The sequence below is a fragment of the Komagataeibacter sp. SM21 genome (assembly GCF_041402665.1).
Lineage (GTDB): Bacteria > Pseudomonadota > Alphaproteobacteria > Acetobacterales > Acetobacteraceae > Komagataeibacter > Komagataeibacter saccharivorans.
The window spans coordinates 1-17,215 of record NZ_JBGLOV010000012.1 but is presented as its reverse complement, the minus strand read 5'-3'; the positions used below and the strand labels follow the sequence as shown (position 1 = coordinate 17,215).

At 61.6% G+C, this 17,215-nt stretch carries 16 protein-coding genes and 1 pseudogene; 7 read left to right on the top strand and 10 right to left on the bottom strand.

Annotation, left to right across the window (positions count from 1 at the left end):
- Positions 1-14 precede the first annotated feature (14 nt).
- Both prmC and ACBR42_RS12000 read left to right on the top strand, forming a co-directional pair.
- Entirely contained in the window at positions 15-878 is an 864-nt protein-coding gene (prmC, locus tag ACBR42_RS12005; protein WP_371208167.1) for a peptide chain release factor N(5)-glutamine methyltransferase, read from the top strand.
- A 280-nt stretch (positions 879-1,158) separates the two neighbouring features.
- Positions 1,159-1,716 carry a DUF4167 domain-containing protein gene (locus ACBR42_RS12000; protein ID WP_408887025.1) on the top strand — a complete coding sequence of 186 codons (558 nt, stop codon included), beginning with the start codon at positions 1,159-1,161 and terminating at the stop codon, positions 1,714-1,716.
- A 39-nt stretch (positions 1,717-1,755) separates the two neighbouring features.
- On the opposite strand, the gene ACBR42_RS11995 is transcribed toward ACBR42_RS12000, so the two are convergent.
- Positions 1,756-2,013 carry a hypothetical protein gene (locus ACBR42_RS11995; protein WP_102323571.1) on the bottom strand — a complete coding sequence of 86 codons (258 nt, stop codon included), beginning with the start codon at positions 2,011-2,013 and terminating at the stop codon, positions 1,756-1,758.
- 32 nt (positions 2,014-2,045) lie between these two features.
- Complete coding sequence (locus tag ACBR42_RS11990) at positions 2,046-3,332, bottom strand: adenosylmethionine--8-amino-7-oxononanoate transaminase (protein ID WP_371208166.1); 1,287 nt, start codon at positions 3,330-3,332, stop codon at positions 2,046-2,048.
- Positions 3,333-3,393: 61 nt separating this feature from the next.
- Here ACBR42_RS11990 and ACBR42_RS11985 point away from each other — a divergent pair, with 61 nt between their 5' ends.
- The 3 genes from ACBR42_RS11985 to bioD are packed head-to-tail and all read left to right on the top strand — an operon-like array spanning position 3,394 to position 6,646.
- Entirely contained in the window at positions 3,394-4,584 is a 1,191-nt protein-coding gene (locus ACBR42_RS11985; protein ID WP_371208206.1) for an aminotransferase class I/II-fold pyridoxal phosphate-dependent enzyme, read from the top strand.
- The gene (locus ACBR42_RS11980; protein ID WP_371208165.1) at positions 4,581-5,243 is read left to right on the top strand and encodes an alpha/beta fold hydrolase; all 663 of its coding nucleotides are present in this window, start codon (positions 4,581-4,583) and stop codon (positions 5,241-5,243) included. Before ACBR42_RS11985 ends, ACBR42_RS11980 begins: the two co-directional genes overlap by 4 nt.
- Positions 5,240-6,646, top strand: coding sequence for a dethiobiotin synthase (gene bioD / locus ACBR42_RS11975; RefSeq protein ID WP_371208164.1), 1,407 nt, complete (start codon positions 5,240-5,242; stop codon positions 6,644-6,646). The genes ACBR42_RS11980 and bioD overlap by 4 nt, the downstream gene beginning before the upstream one ends.
- Here the strand turns inward: bioD and lexA are convergent.
- Complete coding sequence (lexA, locus tag ACBR42_RS11970) at positions 6,640-7,317, bottom strand: transcriptional repressor LexA (protein WP_102323566.1); 678 nt, start codon at positions 7,315-7,317, stop codon at positions 6,640-6,642. The genes bioD and lexA overlap by 7 nt on opposite strands.
- 118 nt (positions 7,318-7,435) lie before the next feature.
- Complete coding sequence (gene glp / locus ACBR42_RS11965; protein ID WP_371208163.1) at positions 7,436-8,641, bottom strand: gephyrin-like molybdotransferase Glp; 1,206 nt, start codon at positions 8,639-8,641, stop codon at positions 7,436-7,438.
- Between the two features lie 158 nt (positions 8,642-8,799).
- On the opposite strand from glp, the gene rpmG reads away from it, so the two are divergent.
- Complete coding sequence (gene rpmG / locus ACBR42_RS11960) at positions 8,800-8,967, top strand: 50S ribosomal protein L33 (RefSeq protein WP_003620129.1); 168 nt, start codon at positions 8,800-8,802, stop codon at positions 8,965-8,967.
- An 82-nt stretch (positions 8,968-9,049) separates the two neighbouring features.
- On the opposite strand, the gene ACBR42_RS11955 is transcribed toward rpmG, so the two are convergent.
- The gene (locus ACBR42_RS11955; RefSeq protein ID WP_102323564.1) at positions 9,050-9,379 is read right to left on the bottom strand and encodes a septum formation initiator family protein; all 330 of its coding nucleotides are present in this window, start codon (positions 9,377-9,379) and stop codon (positions 9,050-9,052) included.
- A 77-nt stretch (positions 9,380-9,456) separates the two neighbouring features.
- Positions 9,457-10,737, bottom strand: a complete 1,281-nt coding sequence (gene eno, locus ACBR42_RS11950) for a phosphopyruvate hydratase (protein ID WP_102324196.1) — start codon at positions 10,735-10,737, stop codon at positions 9,457-9,459.
- Between the two features lie 139 nt (positions 10,738-10,876).
- Here eno and ACBR42_RS11945 point away from each other — a divergent pair, with 139 nt between their 5' ends.
- Positions 10,877-11,362, top strand: coding sequence for a DUF3429 domain-containing protein (locus ACBR42_RS11945; protein ID WP_371208162.1), 486 nt, complete (start codon positions 10,877-10,879; stop codon positions 11,360-11,362).
- Positions 11,363-11,436: 74 nt separating this feature from the next.
- Here ACBR42_RS11945 and ACBR42_RS11940 read toward each other — a convergent pair whose 3' ends face one another.
- The 4 genes and pseudogenes from ACBR42_RS11940 to ACBR42_RS11925 form a co-directional block, all read right to left on the bottom strand.
- The gene (locus ACBR42_RS11940; protein ID WP_118963166.1) at positions 11,437-13,758 is read right to left on the bottom strand and encodes a molybdopterin cofactor-binding domain-containing protein; all 2,322 of its coding nucleotides are present in this window, start codon (positions 13,756-13,758) and stop codon (positions 11,437-11,439) included.
- Complete coding sequence (locus ACBR42_RS11935; protein WP_102323561.1) at positions 13,751-14,224, bottom strand: (2Fe-2S)-binding protein; 474 nt, start codon at positions 14,222-14,224, stop codon at positions 13,751-13,753. Before ACBR42_RS11935 ends, ACBR42_RS11940 begins: the two co-directional genes overlap by 8 nt.
- Before the next feature lie 21 nt (positions 14,225-14,245).
- Entirely contained in the window at positions 14,246-15,574 is a 1,329-nt protein-coding gene (locus ACBR42_RS11930; RefSeq protein WP_102323560.1) for a cytochrome c, read from the bottom strand.
- 379 nt (positions 15,575-15,953) lie between these two features.
- Positions 15,954-17,093 (bottom strand): annotated as a pseudogene (locus tag ACBR42_RS11925) (PQQ-binding-like beta-propeller repeat protein); the annotation flags it as partial.
- Between the last annotated feature and the right edge of the window lie 122 nt (positions 17,094-17,215).

The following is a 17,215-nucleotide window of genomic DNA, read 5'->3' as shown; positions in this document are numbered from 1 at the left end:
GGAAAGCGGTCGTGATGAAACATGCCATAACACCCGCGCCCACAAATTTACGCCAGTTGCTGTATGATGCGACAACCCGGCTTCGTCATGCCGGTATTGAGGCCCCGCAGCGCGAAGCGCGCCTGCTTGCCGCCCACGCAGCGAATACCGATCTGGCGGGGCTGCTGCGTATCGATGCGCTATCTGACGCGGCCCATACCCTGTTCCTGCGCAACCTCCAGCGTCGTGTGAACCATGAACCGATGGCCTATATTACAGGCCATACCGGTTTCTGGTCGCTGGATCTTATGGTCTCCCCCCATACGCTGATCCCGCGCGCGGATACGGAAACACTGATCGAAGCGACGCTGGACCACCTGCCGGACCGGAGTGCTGGCCTGCGCGTACTCGATATCGGAACCGGCACCGGCTGCCTGCTGCTGTCCGTTCTGGCGGAATATCCTGACGCTTACGGTATCGGAACCGACCTTGCCCCACAGGCGGCGCGACTGGCGGCAGATAATGCCGTGCGCAACGGTCTCGATACCCGTTGTGCCACCCTATGCTGCAACTGGGCGGATGCGCTGGTCGGCCCGTTCGACCTGATACTGAGCAATCCGCCCTATATCCCCCGTGATGATCTGGCTGGTCTCATGCCTGATGTCGTAAAGTATGAACCCGCCCGCGCACTGGATGGCGGCGCTGACGGGCTGGTGGCCTACCGGACTCTGGCCACAGTACTACCCGGCCTGCTGGCGACAGGGGGGATCGCTGTAATGGAACTGGGCATAGGACAGGATGCCAGCGTGCCGGACCTTATGCGCGCGGCAGGGCTGGCGGTGCTGGAAATACGCCCCGATCTGGGCGGTATTGGCCGTGCACTGATCGTGAAAAAATAATTTGGCAGAAAGAAAGGCGCGGGTTATATTAACAACGTGCAGGGAACACGGAACGCAGATCATTTGCCATTCCGCTCCCGCGCGATCGATCCCGATTGCAAAACAGAAAAACTGGCAACATGAACCATGATGGTTCCGCCGTGGTTCGGGGATTCGTGTCCGGTGATGCACTGGACAGCAATATGGCAACAGACGGGACGGGCAGACCGCCCCACGGTCCAGGGCAGCGCCGGCGACCGGCAACAGGAAAGTGCTGCGACAGCTTATGAACATGAAACGCATGCGAGGCCGTCACCATCGTTCGGGCGGCAGCAATGGCGGAAGCGTACGCCATAACAATGGCCAGATCCCGTTGAACCGCAACCATGTATTCGACAGTAACGGACCTGACCTGCGCGTACGCGGCACGGCGCAGCAGTTATTTGAAAAATACCTGCAGCTTGGGCGGGATGCGAGCAGCACAGGCGACCGCGTTATGGCGGAAGCCTATTTCCAGCATGCCGAACACTATTTCCGCATCCTTAACGCCATGACGCAGGCCGCCCAGCAGAGCCAGCAGGAACGTCAGGAACGGATGGGCGCGCGTCAGCAGCGTCCCATGGATAATCGCCAGTCGGTCGACGCACCGGCGGAAGAGGAGGCCGAACAGCCCTCCATTCAGGCACAGCCGCAGCAGACCGCCGAGCCGGAAGAAACCGCGCCGCAACCCAGCGTGACCGAAACGCCGGAACCCCAGCCCGCGGCCGCCGTACCAGCCCCCCGCGCACCGCGCATGCCGCGCCGCCGCACCAAGCCGCCGGTGGAAAAGAAAGAAGAACTGGAATCCTCCCCGTCCTGAACGGGGTTTTCCCCGCCCCTGACCGGGCGGGGAAACATTTCAGCCGCCGGAACGGACCAGCCGCCAGACCTTGCGCCTGCGGCCCTCCGTCGCGTCGGGGGCATCTTCCACGGTGACAAGGCCCTGATTACGAAGGGCCTGCAGGGCAAGACGGGCATGATAGGTGCCCAGTTCGGGAAAAAGATCCCCGATTTCCCGGACAGAGCGCGCCTTGCCATCCGACAGGATCTTCAGCACGATCTGTCGCTTGCTGTCATGATTTGTCATGCGCCAGGATCGATGCTGAAAAAAAGTCATGCGTTTTCTATACCAGATCCGTCCGTAATGGCCTAGCGCCGATGCGGGGCAGCCAGTCCCAGTTCCGACACAACCGTGCGAATGGCCCTGGTCAGATGGCTGAGTTCGGACCGGGTTACGGTAAAAGCCGGTGTCAGATACACAATATTACGGAATGGTCGCACCCATACGCCCTGTGCAATCAGGGCGCTTTTGATCGCATTCATGTCACTTATGCGATCAAGTTCCACCACACCGATCGCACCCATCACACGCACATCGACCACATGCGGCAGACTGCGGCAGGGTTCGAGTTCGTCGCGCATCTGCGTTTCGATAGCCGCCACCTGTTGCAGCCGGGGTTCCGTATCGAACAGGTCAAGCGACGCGTTGGCACAGGCGCAGGCCAGCGCATTGGCCATGAAGGTTGGCCCGTGCATGAGCGCATGCAACGGATCATCGGACAGGAAGGCGTCAAATACATGCGCCCGGGCCACCGTCGCCGCCAGCGCCATCGTGCCCCCGGTCAACGCCTTGGACAGGGTGATGATGTCAGGTACGATCCCGGCCTGCTCACATGCAAACATGGTTCCGGTGCGACCGAACCCGGTAAAGATTTCATCAAGGATCAGCAGCACACCATGCCGGTCCGCAAGTTCGCGCAGTGTCCGCAATACATCAGGTTTGTGAAACAGCATTCCGCCCGCCCCCTGAACCAGGGGTTCGACAATAATCGCGGCAATACTGCCTGCGGACTGTGCCAGCAATGTATCTAGTGCCTGCATGCCTGCTGCGTTTACAGGCAGATCAGCAATGAAATGTTCAGGTAACGCCCCCTGATACAGGCTGTGCATCCCTTCTTCGGGGTCGCATACGGCCATGGTGGCCATGGTGTCACCGTGATAACCGCCCCGAAAGGCAACAAGCCTTGTCCGCCCCGTCTGCCCGCGATTGAGCCAGTACTGGATGGCCATTTTCATCGCGACCTCAACCGCGACGGAGCCGGAATCAGTAAAGAATACCCGATCCAGATCACCCGGCAACATTGCAGCAAGCCGACGGGCCAGCGTCAGCGCCGGTTCATTGACCAGTCCACCAAACATGACGTGCGGCATGCGGATAAGCTGCGCGCTGACCGCCTGATGGATGTGGGGATGATTGTAGCCATGGCATGCCGTCCACCACGATGCGATACCATCCACCAGTTTCGTCCCGTCCGCCAGAGTGATGGTGCAGCCATCGGTGCTGACGGCAGGCAGGGGGGGCAGGGTCGTCTGCATCTGGGTATAGGGCAGCCAGACATGCTTCATGCCCTGTTCCAGCCATTCGGGTCCACACATGCGCCGTCTCCGTGATATTGGGTTGGCGGGATTGACCGGGGCGGCGTGCTCCGGCAGGAGAATGCGCTTCATGGCCCGTTTCGATACGATTTTCCAGACCGCACTACAGCATATGACGGATCGGCACACCCTCCGCGTGCTGCGCCCGGTACAACAGACCGGCGCGGTCACGGTCATCCGGGATGGAAGGGAACTGATCAACTTCTCCTCCAACGATTATCTGGGCCTGACCCATCACCCGGCACTGGCCGCACGCGCAGCCCGATGGTTGCACGAAGCAGGCACGGGGGCAGGGGCTTCCCGCCTTGTTACAGGCACAAGCCAGCAGCATATGGCGGTCGAATCGCGGCTGGCTGCATTCAAGGGCGCGCAGTCCGCCCTGCTTCTGGCCAGCGGATGGCAGGCCAATGCGTCCGTACTGACGGCACTGCTGCGGCTTGCGGGGGAACAGGACGGGCCGCCAGTGGTCTTTACCGACCGGCTTAACCACGCCAGCCTGCATCATGGCTGCATGGCCGCGGGTGTGCGTCAGATCCGCTTCCGCCATAACGACCTTGACCATCTGGAGGCCCTGCTGTTCCGCCATGCAGGTCAGCCCGGCATGCGCGCGATCGTGACAGAAAGCGTTTTTTCCATGGATGGCGACCGTACCGATATTTCCCGGCTAAGCGCCATAGCACGCCATCATGATGCCTTCACCTATGTGGACGAAGCGCATGCTACCGGCGTGCTGGGTCCGCAGGGGCGGGGCCTGTGCGCCGGACATGACATCGACCTCGTTATGGGAACATTCAGCAAGGCACTGGGGGGCTTCGGGGCCTTTGTCACCGGGTCACGTGCGATGTGCGACTGGCTGGTCAACGCCTGCTCGGGTTTCGTGTTCACTACCGCGCCGCCGCCCGCCGTGCTGGGAGCCATGGATGCGGCACTTGAACTGATACCCACCATGGATGCGGAACGCGCCCGACTGGCCCGTAATGCGGCGCATCTGCGCGATGTGATCCGGGATTGCGGCCTGTCGAGCGGCCCTTCGACCACCCAGATCATTCCCATCCTGATCGGGGACGCCGCGCGGGCGCTGGCTTTTGCATCGGTCCTTGAAAAACATGGCATCCTTGCCACCGCCATCCGACCGCCCACGGTGCCCCCCAATAGCAGCCGTATCCGGCTCGCGCTCAGCGCCGCGCATACCGACGCCATGATCGACCAGCTTGCTACCGCCATTACGGGCGCCGCACGGGAAAGCGCATGACATCACCCACGCTGCCCATCGCCTTCGTGCATGGATGGGCCTTTGACCACACATTCTGGAATGCGACACGGGCTGCGCTTGGACCATCTTCCACGCATTGCCTTGATTTCGGTTTTTTCGCCGCACAACCGGCCATGACCCTGCCGGAACACCCCTATATCGGGGTAGGGCATTCGCTGGGCGCCCTGTGGCTGCTACGCCACCATGGACCACTATGCCAGGGACTGGTGCTGGTAAACGGTTTCAGCCGGTTCGGGGCCGTACCCGACTTCCCCGATGGCATTCCCCGGCGGGTGATCGAACGCATGCGCCTTGGCCTGCGGCGTGGTCCGCAGGGACTGCTGCACAGCTTTCGCCAGCGTGCGGGCATTGAAACGCCCCTGCCAGCGCATATCGAACAGGGCCGACTGGAAACGGGCCTGAAAATGCTTATGGACATGGATTGCCGGGATGACCTGACAAATCTGGCATGTCCCATCCACATCATGGCCGGAACGCAGGATGCCATCGCCCCACCATCACTGACGTGGGCCTGCTTTTCCGGTCAGGCTGCACATCCTACCCAATGGCTGGAAGGCGGACATCTGCTACCCCTGACCCACGCGGCCGACTGCGCGCGCGAAATTACGGCCCTGACCAAACGGATAACCGCACCATGACCCGCAAGGACAGCATCGCCGCCCGTTTTGACGCGGCACGGGACTACGATCAGGCTGCGCGTGTCCAGCGTATTGCAGCAGGAGAACTGGCCCGACGCATTGCCCGGTCCTGCGCTCACGCTGCGCCGCTACGTATTCTGGAAATCGGTTGCGGCACCGGATTCCTGACGCGGGAACTGCTGCGCCTGTTCCCCGATGCCCATATCACCGCCACGGACATCGCACCGGGCATGCTGGCGCGTCTGGCGGCACGAATTCCGGACAGGGAACGGCTGACACTGCACCGCATGGATGCGGAACAGCCCGACCTGACCGGCCCGTTCGACCTGATCTGCTCAAGTCTGGCCATGCAGTGGTTTGAAAACCGGGCCCGGACGCTGGATCTGCTTGCATCGCTGCTTGCACCCGGTGGCCAGATGGCTTTTGCCACCTTGTGCGCAGGCAGCTTCCGGCAATGGCGGGACGCCTATGCACGGGCTGGCGTGACCTGCCCGGTTCCTTCCTATCCCCCCCTTGCTACCCTGCATGAGGAGTGGCCGCTTTCCGGCGCAGGGCTTTGGCAGGAATCGGAAATAGTGGATAGCCCCGCATCACCACTGGAATTCGTGCGCGAACTGGCGGCCATCGGGGCCAGCTATACCGATCATCCACCGGCAACGGGTAGTCAGCTACGCCGCGTTCTGGCAGCCGCGCATAGCAATGATCCCTTCGCCGTTTCGTATCATGTCGCTTACGGACAGTTCCGACGCGTCCTGTGGCCAGGTGTATTCGTAACCGGTACGGATACGGATGTGGGCAAGACCGTTACCGCCGCCACACTGGTTCGGGCATGGGGTGCCGCCTACTGGAAGCCCCTGCAAAGCGGCACGGATGATGCCCCATCAGACAGTACGACCATACGTGCCCTGTCCGGTATCGACGCGGCGCGGCTGTACCCGCCTGCGGCCACGTTCGGTGCTTCCCTTTCCCCGGAAGATGCAGCACGGCAGGCCCATACCCGCATCAATCCGGCCGACATAGGGTTGCCCCCCCATGACGCTGCCCGTGGGCCGCTGGTGGTTGAAGGGGCAGGGGGCGTGTTCGTACCCATTGCCGAAAATTACCTGATGATCGACCTTATGGTCCGTCTTGCGCTGCCTGTGGTGGTGGTGGCCCGCAGCCAGCTTGGCACGATCAATCACACGCTGCTCAGTCTCGCAGCACTACGGGCACGCGGATTGCGCGTACTGGGCGTAATCCTGAACGGGCCACCCGAACCGATTGGCCGTAATGCCATCGAACGCCATGGGCGGGTGCGTATTCTTGCAGAACTGCCCCCAACCGATCCTATGGGGCCGGATGCCGTAAGACAACTGGCCACCCATATACCATCGTGGGCTGACTTGACGGGCAGTGTTCAGTAACGTCGCATAAGACCCGCAAGGGTACCCTGTATGCTGACACGACTGGCAGGAAGGGTCCGTGTCTCATAGCGGGTGTTGGCCGGGATCAACGCGATTTCATCACCCTGATGCCGCACCCGTTTGAGGGTCACTTCCTCCCCATCGATCAGGGCCACGGCAATCTGGCCGTCACTGGCCTGTGCCTGTGCGCGGATGATGACCGTATCGCCATCGAGTATTCCCGCGTCCTCCATCGAATCCCCGGTAACCTCCAGCGCGTAATGGTCGCTGGCCTTGCTCATAAGGCTGGCAGGCACAGCGATATGGGTTGTACTGGCGTTGATGGCTTCGATCGGGTTGCCTGCCGCGATCCGTCCGACAAAGGGCAGTTCAACCATGCCTGCGATGACTGCGGCAGATGGCACCGCCGGGCCGGGTGCGGGCGGGTCGACCGGCTTACGGACCGGCGGCGGCTCGATATCCGGCAGGCGCAGGATTTCCAGCGCCCGGGCACGATGATGCCTGCGGTGGAGGAATCCCCGTTCCTCCAGTGCTGAAATCAGGCGGTGGATACCCGATTTGGAACGCAGGCCAAGCGCATCCTTCATTTCATCGAAGGAGGGCGAGAATCCCGTCCTGCGCAAATGGCCGTCAATAAACAGCAAAAGCTCATGTTGTTTTTTCGTGAGCATGCCACATGTCCTTTTGCCGTGGGCGCGTTTCAGGGCGGGAAGAAGCTGGAACAAACCAAAAACCTGTTTCCATGTTCTATATTGGTTCCATCCGCTCCGTCAACTGCGATCCCGCCTGTTACAGCCCCTGATCAATGCGGATGATATCGCACATATCACCCGCCCGGGCAGGCGGCGCGTGCGGCGCGCGCAGCACCAGCGCCTGACTGTCGGCCAGTATGTGCAGCATGGCTGAATCCTGAATGGGGAAAGGGGTGGCGATCTGCTGGCCCTGCCCATCATGTGTCAGGCTGCTGCGCAGGAAATCCATGCGCCAGTCATTTTCTGGCAGATCAACGCCCAGAACCGCGCGCTGTGGCGGCTCAACCGCACTGTCCAGCCCGGCCATGCGCCGCAGGGCAGGCAGGACGAACACGACGGTACAGACGAACGCGGCCACCGGATTGCCCGGCAGGCCGATGAAAGGGAGGCGCCCCAGATGGCCGGACATGAGCGGGCGACCCGGCCGCATGGCAATTTTCCAGAAATCGGTTTTCAGCCCGACCTGTTCCAGCCCCCGACGCACCAGATCGTGACTGCCGACGCTGGCGCCCCCGGTGGTTATGAGCATATCCACGCCATCCACCATCCGCTCAAGGGTCGCAAGGTCGCTCATATTATCCCGCAGCACGGGCAGCATGACCGGCTCGGCACCGGCCTGACGCAGCAGGGCGGCCAGCATGGGGGTGCTGGAATTGGCAATCTGGCCTGCCGCCAGCGTGCTGCCGGGCAGCAGCAGTTCATCCCCCGTGGCGGCAATGGCCACGCGAGGGCGGCGTGTGACCTCCACCCAGGGATGGTTTGCCGCCGCGGCAAGGCCGATATCACGTGCGGACAGCCTGCGCCCGACGGGAATGACAACCTGTCCCTGCGCGAAATCCTGCCCCCTGCGCCGCACGAACGTCCCCGGCGCGATAACATGCCCGGTCGTGACGGCACGCCCATCCACCTGTGCATTTTCCTGTATCAGCACGGCATCCGTCCCGGCGGGCATGACGCTGCCGGTGAATATACGGGCACACTGGCCCTGACCGATCGTGGTGGCTACGGGATGCCCGGCGGGCGCTTCGGCGACACATTCAAGCGTCGTCCCACCGGTGGAAAGATCGGCAGCGCGCACGGCATAGCCATCCATGGCGGATACATCGGCTGGCGGATTGGACAGGCGCGCGGCCAGCGGGGCAGCACTTACGCGTCCACACGCATCGGTCAGGGCCACGACCTCCGCCGGGAGGGGAAATACCCCCTGAAGAATCCGTTCACGCGCTTCGGAGACGCTCAACATCGTGCACTGCACTCCTTTTTTACCCGTCCGGGGCGAATTTAAACAGAAATATTGGTCTTAGAGCTTGACCTCAGCCTTGTGTATGCGCATTTTCCGCCAACTTGAACCACTGCTGCACCTGAATGTTCCAGCAGCGGCGGAGCAGTGCTGAGGATATCATGGCCAAGACCAACACGATTCAAATCAAGCTCGTTTCCACGGCGGACACCGGCTACTTCTACGTGACCAAGAAGAACGCCCGTGCCCAGACCGGCAAGATGGAAATGCGCAAATACGATCCCGTTGCGCGCAAGCACGTGGCCTTCCGCGAAGCGAAGATCAAATAATCTTCCGCTCCGGCGGAAACGAAAAAACCCCGGCGGAAACGACCGGGGTTTTTTCATGCCTGCATGTCATGTGCGGGCCATGTCAGTACAGGTGGTTATGTTCCCCGTAGGGCACGACAATTTCATCCTGCCGGGCAAGGTTCTGCATGGTGCGCGCACGTTCATCCAGAAGATCGACATCCAGCGCGCCTTCCTTCAGCCCGCGCACGCGTCGCAGCCAGACTTCCTGTTCGGCCTTGGCATCGTGCTGGGCGGACCGGGCTTCATCAAGCAGATGCAACTGCGCGGCATAGCTGTGCAGGCCATGTTCGCCGCGCATGACGTTCCAGCCAAAATATGCCGTAAGCCCGATAAACAGGGCAGGGGGAATCGTGGCCCTGATTACACGCCTAACAATCTTGACCACCTGCATCTCGTTCCCCCGGTCAGCTTCAATATCGCATCACATCTCGTGTAACCGGACGGGCTTAACCCGTCCGGCGCACCATGTCACCCGTTCTTCAGGATCGTACGCCCCGCGTAACGGGCAGCGAGGGAGAGTTCGTTCTCGATACGGATAAGCTGATTGTATTTCGCGGTCCGGTCGGAACGGGAAAGCGAGCCGGTCTTGATCTGCCCACAATTTGTGGCGACCGCCAGATCGGCAATGGTGCTGTCTTCCGTTTCACCCGAACGATGGCTCATCACGGCGGTATAACCTGCGTGCTGGGCCAGTTGCACCGCTTCCAGCGTCTCGCTCAGCGTACCGATCTGATTGACCTTGACCAGCAGGGAGTTCGCAACCCCGGCCTTGATACCCCGACGCAGGCGGTCGGGGTTGGTCACGAACAGGTCATCGCCAACCAGTTGCAGCTTGTGGCCAAGATTGGCGGTCAGTTCCGCCCAGCCTTCCCAGTCATCTTCCGCAAGACCGTCCTCGATCGAGATGATGGGGTAGCGCGCGGCCAGATCGGCCAGATACGCGATCATACCGGCTGCATCCAGGCTTTTGTCTTCGCCCTTCAGTTCGTAGCGGCCATTCTTGTAAAACTCGGTCGCAGCGCAATCCAGCGCGAAGGTCACGTCCTCTCCGGGGCGATAGCCCGCAGCCTCGACCGCGCGCATCATGAAGCCCAGCGCCTCATCAGCAGACTTCAGGGCAGGGGCGAACCCGCCTTCATCACCGACGTTGGTGTTGTAACCCGCACCGGACAGGCTCTTCTTAAGCTGTGCGAAGATTTCCGAGCCCATGCGGATGGCGTCCGTAACGGTGGGCGCGCCAATGGGCTGGATCATGAATTCCTGAATGTCGATCGGATTGTCGGCATGCTCACCGCCATTGATGATATTCATCATCGGCACCGGCAGGGTTCGGGCATACACACCGCCCACATAGCGGTACAGCGGAACGCGCAGTTCCTCAGCCGAGGCCTTGGCCACCGCCAGCGAAACGCCCAGAATCGCGTTCGCACCAAGCCGGGACTTGTTCGGCGTGCCGTCCAGATCGATCATGGCTTCGTCAATGGCGACCTGATCGGACGATTCCACACCCTGCAGGGCTTCAAGGATTTCCTGTTCGACATGGGCGGCAGCCTTCAGCACGCCCTTGCCACCGAAGCGCTTCGGGTCGCCGTCGCGCAGTTCGACGGCTTCATGCGCGCCGGTCGACGCGCCCGAGGGGACAGCCGCACGACCTTTCGCACCCGACTCCAGTTCCACATCCACCTCGATGGTGGGATTGCCACGACTGTCGAGTATTTCACGGGCGATGATATCGATAATGGCGCTCATGATATCTGTTTCCTCAGATTTGACATTATGGGGACAGCGCATGCCACCGGCACGCATATCCTGCCCCACGATAACAGATGCCGCGCATCATGCCAGAGTGCGCTATGCACAACAAAATCATAGCTGGGAGAATGCTGCCGTGAAACGCCTGCCGATACTTGCCATAGTCACCGCCCTGGCAAGCCTGCTGCCACTGATCGGCTGCACCTGCGCCATCGTGTTCCTTACACCCGACCACACCCCCCGCCTGCTGACGGCGGCGGTGGGTTATGGCGCGGTCATGCTGTCCTTCATGGGGGCCGTGCACTGGGGACTGGCGCTGGAACGGCCTGACATCATCCCCGCCGGTGGAACGGGGCAGCAGACCAACCTGCGGCTTATGCTGGGTGGGGTACCCGCCCTGATCGGTTGGATCGGGCTATGCGCGGCCACGGTACATGAACTGGCGGGGCTGCTGATCCTGATCGCGGGCTTTGGCGCGACAGCCGTGACCGAACGCATGGCATGGCGGCGCGGGGCCATGCCGCGTGGTTACATGACGGTGCAGTGGTTCGTCATCTGCCTGAGCGAAATCTGTTTTCTGGCCATACTGGCCGCAAGCCTTGGCATGCGTCCCGAAAGCTGACGGCAGGCTTTCCCCAATAAAAAACCCGGCATACCGCATGGCATGCCGGGTTTTTACGTTCAATGGATGAACGTTCAGGTGTTCTGCAGACCGCGCAGCACATCCGCCGGACGGACCGGCATATGCCGCAGGCGTACGCCCACCGCATTGAAGATGGCGTTACCGATCGCAGGACCGACCACCGTGGTGCCCGGTTCGCCAAGGCCCATGGGCTTCTCGGTGCTGGGCAGGAACTCGATGTCCATTTCCGGCGTATCGGCAATACGCAGCGGGGTATAGGTGTTCAGGTTCCGGTCAACCGGCAGGCCGTTCACGATTTCCGTGTTTTCAAACAGAACCATGCTCAGGCCCCACAGTGCTGCACCCTCCGTCTGGGCTTTCGCACCATCGGGATCGACCACCGTGCCCGCATCAACCACGATCGTCAGCTTTTCACAACGGACCACGCCGGTGCTACGGTCCACATGAACCTGCGCGCAACATGCGATCCATGTCGGCATGCCACGTTCCTGACCCGCCGTAGTGGCGATCCCCATGGCGGTGTCCTTGGGCAGGGTCGTCTTGCCCCAGTTCACCTTTTCCATAAGCCGGCGCACGACCGCGGCCTGACGCAGCGCGCCGCCCACGGAATCCGGGGCCTGTCCCTTGTTACGGCCCTGCGCCGTCAGCAGTTCAAGACGGAACTGTGCCGGGTCCTTTTTCTGGCGGTGCGCGACCTCATCAAGGAAGCACTCGATACCCCAACTGGTCCAGCCGGGGCTGACCGAACGCAGCCAGCCGGGACGGAAAGTCTTTTCCGCAAGGTCGTTACGCAGCGCACGGACACGGAACGCACCGACTTCGTACCAGTGGTCACCACCGGCGATGGCAAACTGGTCATAGGGCTTGTCGTCCACGCCCTTTTCCATGAAGGCAGCAGCCATCACGCCTGTCGGCCAGCCCGCAGCCGCCTGATAATCCATGGCAGTAATCCTGTCGCTGCCATCGAAAGCCATGCGGACACGCTGCACGGAAGGCGAGCGGAAGGAATCGAACTGCATGTCGTCCGAGCGCGTCAGGATCAGCTTGACCGGCTTGCCACCCAGCGCCTTGGACGCAAGGGCGGCAGGGATCATGTAGTCACCGTTAAGCCTGCGACCGAAACCGCCACCCAGCAGATAGCTGCGCAGGATGACCTTGCTTTCGGGAACCTGAAGCGACTTGGCCAGCGTGGGCAGGATCAGGCTCTGCCACTGGTTGCCGGCATGGATTTCGTAAACGCCGTCCTTTTCAAAGGCCAGCGCATTGGTCGGCTCAAGCTGGTAATGCAGCACGGACGCACAGGTATATTCCTGATCCATGACCGCATGCGCGCCGGAGAAGGCCTGATCCACGCCATCGTCATTGAATACGTAAACGCCACCTTCCTTGTTGTTGATCAGCGCGCGGCCACGGTCCTGAATGTCACGTTCCGACGTATGGATCGTCTCACCGGGGGTCCAGTCAACCTTCAGCGCATCGGCGGCACGGATGGCGGCGGTATAGGTGCTGGCCAGCACCACGACCCAGCCCTGCACGACTTCGGACGGATCATCGATCAGCAGGTAGCGGACATAACCCTTGATCTTGCGGGCTTCGCTGTCATCAACCGAACGGACCTTCGATCCATAACGCGTCGGCGGCATCTTGGGACGGGCATACACCATGCCCTCCATCTTCGCGTCGATACCGTAAATGGCGGTCCCGTTGGTCTTGGACGGAATGTCCAGCGCCTTGAGTTCCGCATTGCCGATCAGCTTGTGGGCACTGGCGGGCTTGAGCGGCAGCTTGGCCATTTCTTCAGGCGTGAAGGAATGGGACGGATGCCCCTTGGCCACGATATCGCCAAAGCTGATCTGCCTGGTACCCGCGCTGACAATGCTGTTGGCAACGGTGCATTTGTCCGGCGTCGTGCCCAGCAGGCGCGCGGCTTCCTCAACCAGCGCCGTGCGGGTTGCGGCACCGGCCTGACGGAAGACATCCCACGTCATCCATACCGACCAGCTACCACCCGTGACCATCAGGCCCCATTTGGGGTCCGTGTCCACGTAGTTGATGCGGACCTTGCTCCAGTCGGCTTCCATCTCATCGGCGATGATACGCGCCAGCGCCGTGCCGATGTGCTGCCCCATTTCGGCGCGGATGATGTTGACGGTGATTTCACCATCGGGCGCAATGGAGCACCAGATGGTCGGCTCGAACGCGCCATCACCGGGAAGGGCCCTGTCGAGCGGAAAAATCTGGTTGGCGGCAGCCGGACGCGCAAAGCCGAACATGACACCAGCGCCAAGCGAGGTGACAAGGAAGCCACGACGCGACAGGGAAGTCTGCTCACGGCGACCGTCCCGACCCAGGCGGAAGCGGTTTAATCTACCCATTTGATGAATCTCCGCGTGCGTTGGCCGCGGCCTTCTTGATGGCCTCCCGGATACGGATATAGGTCATGCAACGGCACAGGCTGCCCGCCATGACAGCGTCGATTTCCTCATCCGTGGGGGAGGGATAATCCTTCAGCAGGCTGATCGCCTGCATGATCTGGCCGGACTGGCAGTACCCGCACTGCGGCACCTGAATGTCACGCCATGCCTGCTGCACCGGATGGTTTCCCTCCGGGTCAACACCTTCGATGGTGGTGATGTCAGCACCTTCTGCGGCGCTGACAGGGGTCACGCACGAACGGGTGGCCCGGCCACCGATATGGATGGTGCACGCACCACACATACCGATACCGCAGCCGAATTTCGTTCCGGTCAGGCCAACTTCGTCACGGATAACCCACAGCAGGGGGGTATCATCCGGCACGTCAACGGTTACGTCCCGTCCATTGAGGCGAAAGGTCGTCATGTTCTAGCTCCGTCTTTCAGCTCAATGGGACGACGCGACAGGGGAAGCCGGCAGGGTCTTGCGAACCTCGGCCGCCTTCTTTTCCAGATCGGTCCACGGCGGCAGGGTCGTGCGCGTCGCACGCAGATAGGCTGCCAGACGGGCCAGATCCGCATCTGAGAAGGAATGGTAGAAACTGGGCATGGAAACGGTGGAGATGCCTTCTGTCGTGCCGATACCGCGCAGGATGACCTGGAACAGGTTGGTCGGCTCATCCAGCCACAGCGCATTGTTCAGCGCGAGGTCCGGGCGGCCTTCAACCGGCTGCGGGCCAGCATTGGCGTGGCAGGCGGCGCACGCACCGGCATAAAGCCGCGCGTTCGGGTTGGTCTGCGGTCCCACCAGATCCTTCATGGAGGCGCTCATGGCCCACGCGATGGCCTTCGGGTCCTGACTTACGCGGCTGGAAGCATGATCGATCTCGGCCAGGTAATGTGCGATCGCATGCACATCGGATTCCGGCATTTCGCTCAGGCCGCCATGCACGACGGGCGACATGGGACCGGCAGCGCTGCCATGCAGCGGGGCGGAGCCAAAGCGCAGGTATTTGAAGAACTCGTCCTCCGTCCAGACAACGGGGGTCGGGTTGTGTTCGTTAAGCGGGGGCGCAATCCAGTTATCGACCGGCGCGCCATCATAGGGTGCGCTGCTCTTTTCCGCGCCCATGGCGTTACGCGGCGTGTGGCAGGCGGAACAGTGGCTCAGCCCTTCGGCCAGATAGGCGCCACGGTTCCACTCGGCATCATGCGTCGTGTCGTTCTTCAGCGGCCCTTCATGCAGGAACAGGAGTTTCCAGCCCGCCTGCTCCAGACGGATGTTGAAGGGGAAGCCGACCGTATTGTCACGCTTGACCGAATGGATCGGCTGGCGGGTCATGAGGAAGGCATAGACATCATCGATGTCCTGATCCGTCATGTGCGTGAAGTGATCGAACGGGAAGGCGGGGAAAAGCTGCGTGCCATCGCGGGAGATACCCTTGCGCATGGCGCGCTTGAAGGCGGCTTCCGACCAGCGGCCGATACCCGTTTCGGGATCAGGCGTGATGTTGGACGAGAAGATGGCGCCAAACGGCGTGTCCATCTTGTAGTCGCCAGCCAGTTCGATGCCACGCTTGCCATCCGTGCGGGTATGACATTCCGCACAGTAGCCGCCCGCAGCCAGCACGCGCCCATGTTCGATCTGCGCGGCCGTGAAAGAGGAAGGAGGAGGCGGTGCGACCGGCGCAATCGCCGGATACCACGCATAGGCAAGGAACCCGACGCCGCCGGCGACACCGATCCCCACAATCGCTGCTGCAATACGTTTAATCACGATGTTCTCGCGGTTGTGAAAGTCATCAAATCACCCCGTATCATCCGCCCGGTTCCGGTGCCGGTATGGCAGGAAACACAGGAGGCGGCGCGTCGTTGCCCGCCCCCGAAGCACCGGAACTGCCGGATGTGCGGGAACATCGGCGCCACGGCGGAAACTCAGTATTACTGTTTCCTAATCAAGCCGTTCGGGCGCACGTAAGATGAAAGCGATGATAAGACTTATTCAATTTTACATTGAATACGGATAACCCACCGCAAAACCCTGAATAACCGGGGCTGCGGGGGCCTGTCAGAACAACGTCTATATACAGATGAATATATATGTGGGCGGGAATGTCAATGCGGGGAAGGAAAAAATCCTTCCCCGCTCAGTCTGCTCAGTTCTGGTCGGGCAGGCTGTAGGCGACGATGTAGTCACCCATTTTGGTGCCGAAGGAGCCGTGGCCACCATCGGCGGTTACGATGAACTGCCTGCCGTCCACCGCGTATGTCATGGGGGTGGACTGGCCACCGGCGGGCAGGCGGTCCTGCCACAGCTGCTGTCCGGTCGTGACGTCATAGGCGCGGATGTAATAATCCAGCGTCGAGGTCAGGAACGCCACGCCGCCTGCGGTGGTCAGCGGGCCGCCAAGGCTGGGCACGCCCATCTTGATGGGCAGTGGCAGGGGCGCGCTGTCACGGATCGTGCCGTTGCGATGCTTCCACACGATCTTGTTGGTGCGCAGGTCGATACCCGACATGTAGCCCCATGCAGGCTGCTTGCACGGCAGGCCGAAGGGAGACAGGAACGGGTGCAGGTCAACGCCATAGGGCGTGCCGAACTGCGGCTGCACACCGCTTTCGCTACCGGACGGCAGGGATTTGTCCGGCGTCGCCGGGTTGTTGGGACCGCGCGGGATCAGGTGGGAGACGAACGGAATGGCGATGGGATTGGCAATCGCGATCTGACGCTCGGGATCGACCGCAAGGCCACCCCATTCAAACATGCCCAGATTGCCGGGGAACACCAGCGTGCCCTGCAGTGAAGGCGGCGTGAACGGACCTTCATAGCGCAGGCGATGGAACATGATGCGGCAGATAAGCTGGTCATACATCGTGCCGCCCCACATATCCGCATCCGTCAGGTTCTTCTTGGGGCGGAACGTAAGCTCGGAGAAGGGCTGCGTGGGCGAAAGGTGGTCGCCCGGTGCTGCACCCTGCGGCACGGGGGTTTCGGGGGCAGGAACGACCAGATGGCCATTACGCCGGTCGAGCACGAAAATATTGCCCGTCTTGGCCGGGGCATACAGGGTGGGAATGACCTCGCCATCCGCATTGCGGATATCCACAAGGCTCGGCTGCGCGGGAACGTCCATGTCCCACAGGTCATGATGGACGGTCTGGTAGCTCCAGGCCAGCTTGCCCGTGGTGGCGTTCAGCGCAACGATCGCACTCGCATACCGCTCGGCGTCCGCATTGCGGTTACCGCCCCAGATGTCCGGCGTCTGCACGCCCATGGGGATATAGACCAGATCGAGTATCCGTCTTGGTCAAGGACGCACAGGAAGCCAATCCCGATTTTCGCGCAGCAGGGTGTTGGCCAGAACAATGATACGGCGCATGATCGCAGTGATGGCGACTTTCTTGGCCTTCCCGGCTT